The following is a 12224-nucleotide window of genomic DNA, read 5'->3' as shown; positions in this document are numbered from 1 at the left end:
CTACCTGTGGATTGCCGTCGGCCTCTTGGGATTCGGGGCACTCACCCGGTACCTGCTGTTACTACCGCCCGCCGAGACCGTCACCGGCCGTCCGACCGTCGCCGACATCCGCCGCAGGATTCAGTCCGAGCGGGCACCCGGCCACGATTCGACGACACCGTCGCCGCGCAACATCTCCAACAGGAGCTTCTCGGCGTCGGACTTCTCCCTGGCCAGCGCGCTCCAGCCGCGCACCACACCGTCGGGGCCGGACTTCGTCGTCCACGAACCCACCGCATGAGCGCCCTGGGGGTGCAGCGAGTAGTAGATGGTGCCGACCGGGAAGGCGACATCCATGCCACGCACCCAGCCGGTGATCGCGTCGCCGTCCCATACCCGCATCTCACCACGCACACCCGGGCCCGGATCGTCCTCGGCCGCAGCGGTTTCGGCGGTGTCGAGCAGCAGGTGGTCGCCCTCGTGCCGGATCGTCACCTCCGCTACCTCGACCTCGTCGCCGTGTTTCGCCGCCTTCTGCCAGGCTGCCCACCAGCGGCCCGCCAGGTCGACCCGGTTGTCGACGATCCCGGCCAGTTCCGCCAGCGAGATGCGCAACGCGTCGGCCAACCGGATCGCGACCGGAAGGGTCGGCGACTGCTCCTCGGATTCGTACCGGGTGATCTGCCGCGAACTCACCCCGATGGCGGTGGCGAGCGCGGGCTGCGACAGCCCGAGCAACCGCCGCCGCTCCTGAATCACCTTCCCCGTCCCGGTGTTCATACAGTCATCGCCTCCATTGCCGGCCCCTACCGTCACACCCTGCCCGACACATCCGCGCCGGACCCGCCGCCACGGGTCGTCACCGGCGATATCGAACATCACTGGCGCACCGCACATGCCGACTGCGTGGCCGATTCTCCCATCTCTTCGCTCCAGCAGGCCCGTTTCGTGCTGACCGAGCACGACGGGTGCGGACCACGCTGCCTGCAGCACCTCGCGGCCACCGCGTACAGCACGGGTCTGATCGACGACATCTGAGCAGGTCGCGGGGAGTTACGAACGACACGTTGACGAACTCGTGACGAGGCGGCGAACCGGCACGAAACGCCGTTACGGTCGAAGTATGACAGCGGAGCACACGGCGGACGGCGACGATTCGTCCCTCGGACGCCTCGGTTCGCGCCCGCGTCTGCGCCTGCGCCGCCCGTTCTGGCGTCCACTCGAACGCGCGACCGCCGACAACATCGTCGCCGCGCCCACCCCGCTGCGGCCGATCGACCTCACCGACGACGCCGAGGTGTCGCAGGTACTCGATCTGGCGGTACGGGTGGGTGAGGTGGTGCTCGCCGCCGGTACCGGTGTCGGCGACACCTCCGCGCAGGTGCGCTTCATCGCCTCCACCTACGGTCTGGACAAATGCGATATCGACGTCACCTTCGACGCGATCCGCATCTGGGCCGACCGCGGCCCGTACCTGCCGCCGGCCAGCGATATGCGGGTGGTGAAGTACCGCTCGCTCGACTTCACCCGCCTCGCCGCCGTCGACCGGTTGACCCGGCGCATCCGCACCCAGGTGGTTCCGGTGGAGAACGCGCACGCCGCGCTCGACGAGATCGTCTCCGCTCGGCACCCGTATCCGCGCTGGGTGTCGACGGCGGGCTGGTCGCTGCTCGCCGCGGCCATCGCGGTGCTGCTCGGCGGTGGCGTGATACTCGCGGTGATCAGTTTCGCGACGACCGCCGTCATCGACCTGGTGAACCGGGCGCTGCATCAGCTCGGTCTGCCGTTGTTCTTCCAGAACATGATCGGTGGCGTCATCGCCTCGACCCCGGCGATAGCGCTTGCCGCGTTCAGTGACCAATGGCGAGCCGATGCGGCGCTCATCGTCGCGGCGGGTATCACCGTGCTGCTGTCCGGATTGCAACTGGTCGGTTCGGTGCAGGACGCCATCACCGGTGCGCCGGTCACCGCCGCGGCCCGCATGCTCGAAGTGGTGATGATGACCGGCGGTATCGTCGCGGGCATCGGTCTCGCACTGCGGATTTCGACGATCCTCGGGATCGAGGTGCCTGAGATCGCGGCGAACGCCGGTCGCGATACCGAGTTCCTCGCGCTCAAACTCAGCGCCGGTGCGGTGGCGGCTGTCGCGTTCGCGATGGCCTGTTATGCCGAGCGCCGGGCCTTGTTCGCGGCAGCTCTCAGCGGCGCGGGCGGCACCGTGGCCTTCCTCGTGGTCCAGGACATCGGGTTCGGGCCGGTCGTCGCCTCGGGTGCCGCGGCCACGCTGATCGGCATGGCCGGTGGTCTGATGGCGCGGCGCGCGCTCACTCCGCCGCTGGTCGTCGCGGCCGCGGGCATCACGCCGCTGCTGCCGGGTCTGAAGGTGTACCGAGGGCTGTACGCCCTGCTCGAGGACGAAACGCTGCTCGGATTCGGGCAGATCCTCGGTGCCTTCGGTGTCGGTTGCGCGCTCGCGGCGGGCGTCATTCTCGGTGAATGGTTCGACCGGTTGCTCAGCCGCCGCGGCACACCGCGCGACTTCGACCCGACCTACACCAGCGACCGCTGACTCAGATCGCGCCCATCAGCGTGCGCGGTCCGTCGGCGGCGGTGTCGGCCGGGGCCGGGTCCTGGATCCGTGGCTTGCCCGCGGCCCAGCGCATCTGGCTGCGCGCGGCGGCCGCCTCGGTGGAGGCGGGGATGACGAGCAGCGCGAGGCTCGCGCCGTTGCTGCCGACCAGGTGCATGATGCGCGCGGCCTCATCGGCGCCGGGTTCGTCGGCGGTCCAGTCGAATCCGAGCTGGGCCAGCTTGCCGATCTGCGGTCCGACCGCGGTGACCAGCTGGTGCATCTCGGTCATCGGCGTGTCGGTACGCGGCCACCAGGCGCCGTCGATCGGGCCGGGTGCCGTCTTGCGGTCGCGCAGCATCAGCCGGATCGGGCCCGCCGTGTCGCGACCGATAGTCGTGTCAGGTGTACTCACGAAAGTTTCCTCTTGGTGTGTTCGGTCGGCGCTCTCGGCGCCGGCCGGTGTGCGCCGTCGGTTTCGACGGGCACGAAGCCTTTAATACCCAGTTCCGCTGTGTCTGCACGCGCGATTTATCGCGGCGACGACGGCGGTCGGGTGCGGTGGGGGTCTCCCGCACCATCGGGGGTCACTCTACGGATACCCACCGACAGATCCACCGGATTAAAAAGAACAGGGCCCTGACCGGCGAACCGATCAGGGCCCTGCTGTGGCGGAGGATAGGGGATTTGAACCCCTGAGGGCGTTAACCCAACCCGCGTTCCAGGCGAGCGCCATAGGCCACTAGGCGAATCCTCCGTGGAGCAGCATAGCGGGTCGACGGGGGCCGATGCCAAACCGGCCCCCATCTCACCCCGTTGACCTGCTATTTCTTCAATGCGGTCAGGACCTTGCGGACCTGGGTTTCGGCGGCCGAGCGCAGGGTCGACTTGTCGACACTGCCCATCTTGTCCACCTCGATCTCCACCTTCACCGAGATATTGCTGTCGTGCGCGGCGACCACGTAGATGTAGTCGTTCGGGATGGAACCGTAGATGCGCTGCTCGTAGGCGTAGTACGCCTCCGTGCCCAGGCCGCTGAGCGGGCCGTGGTCGTAGTCCTTGCCGGTGGTCTTGGTGTCGTAGCCCTTCCAGCGCGAGTAGTCCGATTCGGTCTCGTAGCTGGACTTGAACGCCACTTCGAGCGAGATCTTCGCGCCGGTACCGCTGCGGCCGGAGTCCTGGTTCTTGGCATCGCAGTTGTAGGAGCCACCACCGCCGTACTCCGAGGGCTCACGCTCGGTGTGCGTGGTCGTCTCCCTGGTCGAGGACCACTGGTTGAGCACCGTGAGGTCGATCAGGTCGCAGGCGTTCTTGCCCTTCTGGAAGGCGTAGTCGCCTTCCCATTCGGACGGGTTGGGACCGAACGGGTTGGTCTCGTCGGCCTTGTTCGCGGCGAAGGCGATGAGGCCGATCACGAGCACGCCGACCAGCAGCACCGCGCCGCCGACGATCCACCACACGGCCTTGTTGCCCGACGACGGCGGGCGCGGCGGCGTCCCCCACTGCTGGGCCGGGTACTGCGGCGGCGCCGCGAACGGCTGTGCGGTGGCGCCTGCCTGGTACGGCATGCCGGTGTAGGGCTGCGGGTTGGCACCGCTCTGATACGGCGTCGCCGCCGGGGGAGCGGTGTAGGGGTTGGCGCCGCTGTGCTGCGGTGCGGGCGGCGCGGTGTAGGGGCCGGGCGTGCCGATGTCGCCGCGCAGGATGGTCGGATCGGCCTGCTGTGGTGGCTGACCCGACTCGGGGCCTGGGCGTTCCCACCACTGCACAGTCGGGTCGGACGGCGGTACGTCGCCGCCGGGCGGTTGCTGGTTCGGGCCGGTCACGCGCGGAACCCCCTCGTAGTCATGGGGAACCGGGACCCCCCTTGCCGATGTCGCACTGATCGTAGCCAGCTTCGGCAGGGGATGACGTATCTATACGCCTACGTACACTGGTTGTTCCGTCGTCGGGCGAGCAGAAACGGAGCACACGTGGGCGTCGCGCGAACACCACGCGAACGGTGGATCGAAGAGGGGCTGCACGTGCTCGCCGGCTCGGGTGTCGACGCGGTGCGGGTGGAAGCGCTCGCCAAACGCATCGGCGTCACCAAGGGCGGTTTCTACGGTTACTTCGCCGACCGCGAGGCCCTGCTGACCGCGATGCTGGAAGCGTGGGAGCGCGAGGCGGTCGACGAGGTGCTCGCCAAGGTCGACCACGCGGGCCTCGACCCCAAGAACCGGGCGCGCATGGCCGGTGTCCTCACCCTCTCCGATCACCGGCTGCTGCCGATCGATCTTGCCGTCCGCGACTGGGCCCGCCGCGACGACGACGTCGCCGCTCGCCTGCGTCGCGTCGACAACGCGCGAATGGCGTTGCTGCGCGAGACGATCGGCGAATTCTGCGATGATCCCGACGAAGTGGAAGCCCGCGCCCTGCTCGCCTTCTGCGCCGTGATCGGCGGGCACTTCCTCGCCGCCGATCACGAGGGCCGCACCCGCGTCGAGGTGCTCATCCGGGCCGCCGACCTGCTGTTCGAACCCCGAAATCGCTAGTACGCGCGATTGCGGCTACACTGGCCGACGGATCCCGCGCGGCGCGCATCCTGTGAACTCCCCCAGGGCCGGAAGGCAGCAAGGGTCAACGGGCTCTGCCGGGTGCGCGGGGTCCCCTTAAATTTCCGGACTCCGCTGCACACCTTCGCAGCGTGCGAGCCCATCCTCCCTGGATACCCTGCCGATTCCCGGCAACCGCCGGGTAACGTTGCGGGTACACCCACCTTGCTGCTTCGAAAGGCTGCCCAGGATGCCCCGGCAAACGCAGATCGGTTTGATGAGCCACGCGGAACTCGTGTCCGAGCACGAGTCCCAGACCGCGAACTACGCGACGCTCAAGACCGAGAAGCTCACGCTGGATCTCACCCGAGGTAAGCCGTCACCGGAACAACTAGACCTCTCCTCGCCCCTGCTGGCCCTACCCGGCGACGGCGACTTCCGCGACGGCACCGGCACCGACTGCCGCAACTACGGTGGCCTCACCGGCCTGCCCGAACTGCGCGCCGTCTTCGGCGAACTGCTCGGCATCCCCGTCGACCAATTGGTGGCGGGCAACAACGCCAGCCTCGAGATGATGCACGACATCATCGTCTTCTCGATGCTCTACGGCACCCCCGACTCCCCGCGCCGCTGGGCCTCCGACGAGCCGATCAAGTGGCTGTGTCCCGCCCCCGGCTACGACCGGCACTTCGCCATCACCGAGGCGCTCGGCATCGAGATGATCACCATCCCGATGCGTCACGACGGCCCCGACACCCATGCCATCGCACGGTTGCTGGCAAACGACCCGCAGATCAAGGGTCTGTGGGCGGTGCCGAACTACTCCAACCCCACCGGTGTGGTCTTCTCCGAAGAGGTTGTGCGCGAGCTGGTTTCGATGCCGGCCGCCGCACCGGACTTCCGCCTTTTCTGGGACAACGCCTACGCCGTACACCCCCTCACCGACACCGCCGCACCGGTGCTCGATGTGCTCGGCATGGCGGCGGCCGCCGGTCACCCGAACCGGCCGCTGGTCTTCGCCTCGACCTCCAAGATCACCTTCGCCGGTGCTGGCGTGAGCTTCTTCGGTGCGTCCAAGGCCAATATCGACTGGTACCTCGACCACGCGGGCAAGAAGAGCATCGGCCCCGACAAGCTCAACCAGCTGCGCCACCTGCGGTTCTTCACCGACGCCGAAGGCGTGCGTGAGCACATGCAGAAGCATCGGCGGTTGCTCGAGCCGAAGTTCGCGCTGGTGCGCCGGATCCTCGAGGATCGGCTCGGGGCGTCGAAGGTCGCTTCGTGGACCGAGCCCAAGGGTGGGTATTTCATCAGTCTCGATGTGCTCGAGGGGACTGCGGCACGGGTGATCGCGTTGGCCAAGGACGCGGGGATCGCGCTGACGGCCGCCGGGTCGGCGTTCCCGTACCGCAACGATCCCGAGGACAAGAACATCCGGATCGCGCCGAGTTTCCCGCAGCTGCCGGAGCTGGAGAAGGCGATGGACGGGCTGGCGACGTGTGTGTTGCTCGCCGCGACGGAGAAGCTGCTCGAAGCCTGATCACGAACGAGGCCCCGCGTACCCCGCCTGCCGGGATACGCGGGGTTTCGCTTATTTCTTGTGGGCCAGGGTGGCGAAGACGGTCACCGAGATGTGGGTGTGGCCCTTGGGTGCGGCCTCTTTGAGGTCGGTGAGGAGTTGGTCCCGGGCCTCGGGGGTGACGGTTCCCCGCAGCACCGCGAGGTCGGCTATGCGGTTGACCAGGGCGCCCGCGCCGATGGTTCGGTCCTGGACCAGCGCGTGGGAGCCGATCTCGTCGACGGTCAGGCCTGCGTCGGTGAGGAGGCCGGCCAGTCTGCGGCCGGAGAGGGGGTTGGTGGTGGAGGAGATCAGGGTGTCGATCACCGCGCGTGCCACCTCGGGGACGCCGGGATGGATGATGGCGGTCGCCCAGTCGGCGTCGACGACTACCGCGCGGCCGCCGGGGCGAAGGACGCGCGCGATTTCGGTCGCGGCGCGGGCGGGGGCGGTCAGGTGCTGGAAAACGCGTTCGCACAGAACGGCGTCGAAAGTGTTGTCGCCGAAAGGCAATCCGTAGGCGTCGCCGGAGACGAAGGTGGCGGTGGAGCCGCGTTCGGTCGCGCGCCGGGTGGCGGCGGCGAGTAGATCCGGGTCGGGTTCCACGCCGACGGCGGTGCCACGGGGACCGACCGCGTCGGCGAAGGTGAACACTTCCGAGCCGGTGCCCGAACCGATGTCGAGCGCGCTGTCGCCGGGCTGCAAAGAGAGTCGTTCATGGGTCCAGGCGCCGAGGGCGCGCACGCCGGGCTGAGTCACCTCCAGGTCATGGGCATCGATCAGCTGGGGTTGTCCCGCCTGATCGAAACGGTCCGGGCGTGGGGTGTAATCCGTCATTCGTACCGCCGATGTGGGTGCAGTGAAATGTGTCACGATGAATATATGACCCGAACGCTGTGCCTTGCCCAGGACGCCGAGGCCGATCAACTACTCAGCACCGACGATTTCGCCTTGCTGCTCGGCATGCTCCTGGATCAGCAGTACCCGATGGAACACGCCTTTCGGGGGCCGCAGAAACTGGCCGGGCGAATGGGCGGATTCGATCTGCGCCGTATCGCCGAGGCCGACCCGGCCGAATTCGAGGAACTCGCCGCCACCCCACCCGCCATCCACCGGTACGGCCGCTCGATGGCCCGGCGCGCGCAGGCGCTCGCCAACTACATCATCGAGCACTACGACGGCGTACCAGCGAAGATCTGGACCGAGGGCGACCCCGACGGCAAGGAAGTGCTGCGCCGGTTGCAGGACCTGCCGGGTTTCGGCGCGCAGAAGGCGAAGATCTTCCTCGCCCTGCTCGGCAAACAACGCGGTGTGCAACCGGCGGGCTGGCGAAAAGCGGCGGGTGCCTACGGCGACGAGGGTTCGCGCCGTTCGGTCGCCGACGTCGTGGATGCCGAAACCCTCGCCGAAGTAAGGGAATTCAAGAAACAAGCGAAAGCCGCGGCCAAAGCGGCCGAGTGAATTCGGCGATTGCGATCTTGGTGCGTTTATTCCTCGTCAGGCAAACGCGTTTACCGGAAGCTTTCCGGCATGAAGATGAGGAAGTTCGCCGTGGTTGCGGCACTGTTGACCGTGGCGACCGGGGTCACCGCGGGCACCGTCAACGCGGCGCCCGAGCAAGCAGCACCGATCAACTACACCGCCGAGGTCGTCGACGAGTCGAGGGCCGTCGTCACCACCGATGCCGGATCGCTGGTCACCGAGGACGGCGCGTTCAAGATCAAAGCGGCCGATGGAACCACCGTCGCGGCCACCCCGTTGACGTTCCGGCTCGACGAGTTCGAGTTGCCGATCGCCGCCGAGATCTCGGGTAACACCGCCACCCTCACCCCGCAGCTCGACCCGGCCAAGGCCGTGTACAAGCCGGTCGCCCTGCCGTACGAGGACAAGGCGCCCTGGAAGACGGAGTACGAGCGTGAGCAGGCCGCCTGGCAGCGCCTGACCTCGACGATCTCGATGGGTGCGACCATCGGCACCCTGGTCGGCGGGCTCGGCGGGGCCGCCGCCGGTTGCATCGCGGGCGCGGCACTCGGCCTCGTCGCCACCGGTGCGCTGCTCACCCTGTTCGGCCTCGGTCCGCTGGGCGGGTGCGTCGCGGGTGCGGCCGCCGTCGGCTTCCTCGGCGTGGTCGCCGGGCAGCTGTTCGTCACCGGACCGGTAGCCGTCGCCGCCGCGATCCAGTACTTCACCACCATCAACCAGCCCTTCACGCCACCGGCCAAGTAGGCCGTCCGCGCGCGAACCCCTCCCGGCGTCCTCGGGAGGGGTTCGTGCTGTGTCACAGCATCATTACGCCTTGCACTGCACCGCGCTGACCTGGTGATTTGCTGTGTGTCACCACACAATTCGCCGGTCGGTCTTGGATGGGCGCCGATTCGGTGTTAATTTGATTGTTATGTCCGGCAACCATCACTCCGCCCCGCGGGTCACCTACGTGACCGCCGCGCTGGGTCTGCGGTTGCCGTTGACGCGCGAACTGTGTCGTTCCTGCCGCTGCAGCTGAGCCCCTCGGGTTCGCGAGCTGCCACACCCCTCGTGTAGGCAAACCCGTTGTTGAAACGGGATTTTCGGCAAGGAACTGCATATGTCTGCCCCCATTCTCGACCGCCCCATTTCGCGGGTGGTCACCGGTCGTCCCCGAGTTTCGCGTCCCGTCGTCGCCCCCGAGCTGCGGCGCAGCGACAACCCCGCCGCCGCCGTGCTGCGTACCGCAGTCGGCGGCCCCATCTCCCGCGACAATGCCGCCCGCGCAACGGGTTTGAGCATCGCGACGGTGAACCGCCAAGTGGCCGCGCTGCTTTCGGCCGGTCTGCTGCGTGAGCGCGCAGATCTCACCGCCGCCGGTGCGGTCGGACGGCCACGGGTGCCCTTCGAGATCGACCACGACGCCTACCTCACCATCGGCATCCACATCGGCGCCGCGGCGACGAAGATCGTGGCCGCCGACCTGCGCGGCCGCATCCTCGGTGGGTTGGCCATCGCGACACCGCAGACCGGGCAGGACTTCGCCGTCACCACGGTCGCCCGCAGCGCCAAGGCGTTCCTGCAGCGCTGGCACCGGCGCACCCCGCTGTGGGCAGGCGTCGCCATCGGCGGACGGGTCGACACGCACACCGGTGTGGTCGACCATCCGAAACTGGCGTGGCAGGGCGCACCGCTCGGCCAGGTCCTCGGCGATGTGCTCGAGCTCCCGGTTTCCGTCGCACCCCACGTGGAAGCGATGGCCGCCTCGGAACTGCTGCTGCCGACCTTCGACGCGCGCGGCCCGGAACAGCCCGCCGACCAGCCCGGCAGCAGCCTGTACTTCTACGTCCGCGAGACGGCGGGCATCGCCGTCACCCTCGACGGGCGGGTGCACACCCCGAGCAACGGCCCGGGTTCCATCGCGCACCTGCCCACCGGTTCGGACGTGCAGTGCACCTGCGGCAGGCGTGGCTGCTTGGAAGTGACCGTCGGCGATCGGGCGCTGCAAGCGCGTGCGGTCGGGCGCGGAATCATCCCGGCGCACAACGGAACCGCGGGCACCACCATCGCCGACCTGTACCGGGCCGCCGAGTCCGGTTCCGAGGGTGCCCGCGAGCTGCTCGCCGAACGCGCGACCATGCTCGGCCAGACCGTCGCCCTGGTCCGCGACATGCTCAACCCGGACCGGGTGGTCCTCGGCGGGCAGGCCTTCACCGGCTACCGCCCGGCCCTCGGACACGTGGCCCGCGCGTTCACCCAGAGCACCCAGCTGCCCCCGACCGACATCCGGGTCAGCGGATTCGGCGGCAAGGTCCAGGAATTCGCCGCCGTCGTCACCTCGCTCAGTGCGTTGTACGCCGACCCGCTGGCCGCCCTGCGCCGGGTGTAGCTACTTGCACGCGCCTTCCAAAGCGGTGATGAAGAACGGGAACTGGGAGGCGAAGCGGTGCAGGTTGCGGTCGCGGTCGTAGCCGGCGAACCAGTACAGGCCGGGCTGGGAATCGGCGGACGGATCCATATCGCGGAAGGTGCGGATCCAGTTGTCGGCGCGACCGCTGATCACCGTGTAGGGCAGGGCGCGGGAGAAGATCGTCTCCTGATCGATCGGTGGGATGCGGTCGCGTGACACCGAGTCGAGTCCGCGACCCATCGCCTTGATCCGGCCGACCACGGTGTCACCCAGCGTGGTTCGGGTCGGCAGGTAGTTCGGCAGCACGACCGCGGCCACCCCGGCCAGCAGGATCGCCACGCCGACCAAGGCGTGCCCGGCGGTCAACGCCAGGGCGACGGTGGTCGCGGCGCCGACGGCGATCAGCGCGGCGCCGATCCAGCGGGGCAGCATCCGCTGCTTCGGATCGGCCAGCGCGCCGGTCGACACCGCGTCGCGGCGCATGGCCTCGCGGATCGGGTCCAGTTGCAGGCGCCCGGGTGCGCGCAGCTCGCGCACGGCGACGGTGTCGGTGCCCTCGGGCAGCAACATGTCGTAGACGACTCTCTCGTACTCGCGCAGCTGGTCGTCGGGCGCGTTCACGCGGCTGATCCGCCAGTCGTCCTCGCCGCGCGCGTTCACCGGGGCGATCCACAGGTAACGGCGCACCGCCAGGTCGACGACGGTGGCGGCGATGTCGACCGGGTCGACGTGCTCGTCGAGCAGCAGACCGGCCTCGCCGGGCAGGACACCGTCGGGGGAGGTGAATTCCATCCGGTCACCGGTGGTGACGAGCGGGTCGAACGTGTCGCTGGTGGCGCGGGCCGTCGCACCGCGCTTGCGGGCGGTGAGCACGTAGGCGATCATCCCGGCCAGGGCCAGCAGCAGGGCGCCGAAGGCGGCGAGGACCGGGGTGGTGAAGGCGAAAAAGTTGTTCGAATCGCCGTCGCGCACATCGGCATTGGCGGGCACCGTGCCGGGCGGCATCTGCAGGGTGAGGTCGATCGCGTCGCCCTTGCGCAGGTCGGTCTGGCTCAGATACAGCACACCGTCGGGTTCGACGTGCACCTCGGCGCATGGGCGCGCACTGCCCGCGGGGCCCAATTTGCAGTCGACGATGCCCATTTGGAAGCTCGGGCTGATCACCGACACATCGAGGGAGGCGATGTCGGCGTTGAGCACGCCGAGCCAGTGGAACATCTGCGTGCCCGGCGCGTCGGCGACGGTGTTGTGCACCGTATACGTGAACTTGGATTCACCGGGCTTGGCCTCGACGACGAACTGGTCGTCGACGGTGGTCGCGGTGCCCGCCCCGGTCGCGGACACATCGGTGACCTTGAACACCCGCTCCACACCGTCGCCCAGGCCCAGGCGCAACGGCAGCGACATCGTGAAGTTCCCGTCGGCGGGCACCGCGACGGTTTCGACGACCCGCAGCACGCCTGTCTCGGTCAAGGTGAGATCGGCGGTGATCGACACCCCCGCGGGCTGCGTGTGGGCTACCGGAGCGGCCGCGAGCAGGCCCGCCGAAGCGAGCAGCAGCGCGCCCGCGGCGCCCCCCCGAAAAGTCAGCATGGCTGCCTACTCTAGACAGCTTGCTATCCTGCGTCAGCGGCTGTCGGCGACGAACTAGACGAGGGGGTACGGGGGACGTGAACCAACCACCGTACGGCTACGGCCCATACGGGCCTG

The 12224-nt window shown here is 68.5% G+C and carries 12 protein-coding genes, 1 tRNA gene and 1 other RNA gene; 8 read left to right on the top strand and 6 right to left on the bottom strand.

The window, feature by feature from the left end:
* Nucleotides 1-120 precede the first annotated feature (120 nt).
* Complete coding sequence (locus LDL21_RS19290; protein ID WP_166655806.1) at nt 121-759, bottom strand: helix-turn-helix domain-containing protein; 639 nt, start codon at nt 757-759, stop codon at nt 121-123.
* Between the two features lie 126 nt (nt 760-885).
* On the opposite strand from LDL21_RS19290, the gene LDL21_RS29840 reads away from it, so the two are divergent.
* Nucleotides 886-1017, top strand: a complete 132-nt coding sequence (locus LDL21_RS29840) for a hypothetical protein (RefSeq protein WP_255284036.1) — start codon at nt 886-888, stop codon at nt 1015-1017.
* Nucleotides 1018-1102: 85 nt separating this feature from the next.
* Nucleotides 1103-2548 carry a threonine/serine exporter family protein gene (locus LDL21_RS19285; RefSeq protein WP_225281228.1) on the top strand — a complete coding sequence of 482 codons (1446 nt, stop codon included), beginning with the start codon at nt 1103-1105 and terminating at the stop codon, nt 2546-2548.
* A 1-nt stretch (nt 2549) separates the two neighbouring features.
* Here LDL21_RS19285 and LDL21_RS19280 read toward each other — a convergent pair whose 3' ends face one another.
* From LDL21_RS19280 to LDL21_RS19270, 3 genes are all read right to left on the bottom strand, one after another.
* Nucleotides 2550-2963 (bottom strand): DUF5994 family protein, encoded by a 414-nt coding sequence (locus LDL21_RS19280; RefSeq protein WP_181700438.1) that lies wholly within the window; start codon nt 2961-2963, stop codon nt 2550-2552.
* Between the two features lie 254 nt (nt 2964-3217).
* Nucleotides 3218-3305: transfer RNA gene (locus LDL21_RS19275), tRNA-Ser, on the bottom strand.
* Nucleotides 3306-3372: 67 nt separating this feature from the next.
* On the bottom strand, nt 3373-4374 hold the full coding sequence (locus LDL21_RS19270; RefSeq protein WP_181700436.1) for a hypothetical protein: 1002 nt from the start codon (nt 4372-4374) through the stop codon (nt 3373-3375).
* 147 nt (nt 4375-4521) lie between these two features.
* Between LDL21_RS19270 and LDL21_RS19265 the strand changes: the two genes are divergently transcribed.
* The 3 genes from LDL21_RS19265 to LDL21_RS19255 all read left to right on the top strand — a co-directional run bounded on the left by LDL21_RS19265 (nt 4522) and on the right by LDL21_RS19255 (nt 6622).
* Complete coding sequence (locus tag LDL21_RS19265; RefSeq protein WP_225281227.1) at nt 4522-5082, top strand: TetR/AcrR family transcriptional regulator; 561 nt, start codon at nt 4522-4524, stop codon at nt 5080-5082.
* A 26-nt stretch (nt 5083-5108) separates the two neighbouring features.
* An RNA gene (gene ffs / locus LDL21_RS19260) (signal recognition particle sRNA small type) lies at nt 5109-5203 on the top strand.
* A 129-nt stretch (nt 5204-5332) separates the two neighbouring features.
* A complete protein-coding gene (locus LDL21_RS19255; RefSeq protein WP_225281226.1) occupies nt 5333-6622 on the top strand; it encodes an aspartate aminotransferase type Ic in 1290 nt (429 codons plus the stop codon).
* 51 nt (nt 6623-6673) lie between these two features.
* Here LDL21_RS19255 and LDL21_RS19250 read toward each other — a convergent pair whose 3' ends face one another.
* On the bottom strand, nt 6674-7477 hold the full coding sequence (locus LDL21_RS19250) for a methyltransferase domain-containing protein (RefSeq protein ID WP_225281225.1): 804 nt from the start codon (nt 7475-7477) through the stop codon (nt 6674-6676).
* Between the two features lie 45 nt (nt 7478-7522).
* Between LDL21_RS19250 and LDL21_RS19245 the strand changes: the two genes are divergently transcribed.
* The 3 genes from LDL21_RS19245 (at nt 7523) to LDL21_RS19235 (ending at nt 10493) form a co-directional block, all read left to right on the top strand.
* On the top strand, nt 7523-8101 hold the full coding sequence (locus LDL21_RS19245) for an HhH-GPD-type base excision DNA repair protein (protein ID WP_067640350.1): 579 nt from the start codon (nt 7523-7525) through the stop codon (nt 8099-8101).
* Between the two features lie 69 nt (nt 8102-8170).
* Entirely contained in the window at nt 8171-8866 is a 696-nt protein-coding gene (locus LDL21_RS19240) for a DUF8020 domain-containing protein (RefSeq protein ID WP_181700428.1), read from the top strand.
* A gap of 358 nt (nt 8867-9224) precedes the next feature.
* A complete protein-coding gene (locus LDL21_RS19235; RefSeq protein WP_225281224.1) occupies nt 9225-10493 on the top strand; it encodes an ROK family transcriptional regulator in 1269 nt (422 codons plus the stop codon).
* On the opposite strand, the gene LDL21_RS19230 is transcribed toward LDL21_RS19235, so the two are convergent.
* Nucleotides 10494-12107 carry a DUF2207 family protein gene (locus LDL21_RS19230; protein WP_225281223.1) on the bottom strand — a complete coding sequence of 538 codons (1614 nt, stop codon included), beginning with the start codon at nt 12105-12107 and terminating at the stop codon, nt 10494-10496. It lies immediately after the preceding gene.
* Between the last annotated feature and the right edge of the window lie 117 nt (nt 12108-12224).

The sequence above is a fragment of the Nocardia rosealba genome, assembly GCF_020216065.1.
In the GTDB taxonomy this organism is placed as follows: domain Bacteria; phylum Actinomycetota; class Actinomycetes; order Mycobacteriales; family Mycobacteriaceae; genus Nocardia; species Nocardia rosealba.
The sequence above is the reverse complement of the archived record's forward strand: the minus strand, read 5'-3'. Positions and strand labels throughout refer to the sequence as shown.

Excerpts from the sequence above, each read along its gene's own strand:
- LDL21_RS19255 (WP_225281226.1), top strand. The coding sequence starts at position 5,333 with ATGCCCCGGCAAACGCAGATCGGTTTGATGAGCCACGCGGAACTCGTG.
- LDL21_RS19235 (WP_225281224.1), top strand. The coding sequence starts at position 9,225 with ATGTCTGCCCCCATTCTCGACCGCCCCATTTCGCGGGTGGTCACCGGT.
- LDL21_RS19230 (WP_225281223.1), bottom strand. The coding sequence starts at position 12,107 with ATGCTGACTTTTCGGGGGGGCGCCGCGGGCGCGCTGCTGCTCGCTTCG.
- LDL21_RS19250 (WP_225281225.1), bottom strand. The coding sequence starts at position 7,477 with ATGACGGATTACACCCCACGCCCGGACCGTTTCGATCAGGCGGGACAA.
- LDL21_RS19290 (WP_166655806.1), bottom strand. The coding sequence starts at position 759 with ATGAACACCGGGACGGGGAAGGTGATTCAGGAGCGGCGGCGGTTGCTC.
- LDL21_RS19240 (WP_181700428.1), top strand. The coding sequence starts at position 8,171 with ATGAAGATGAGGAAGTTCGCCGTGGTTGCGGCACTGTTGACCGTGGCG.
- LDL21_RS19285 (WP_225281228.1), top strand. The coding sequence starts at position 1,103 with ATGACAGCGGAGCACACGGCGGACGGCGACGATTCGTCCCTCGGACGC.
- LDL21_RS19245 (WP_067640350.1), top strand. The coding sequence starts at position 7,523 with ATGACCCGAACGCTGTGCCTTGCCCAGGACGCCGAGGCCGATCAACTA.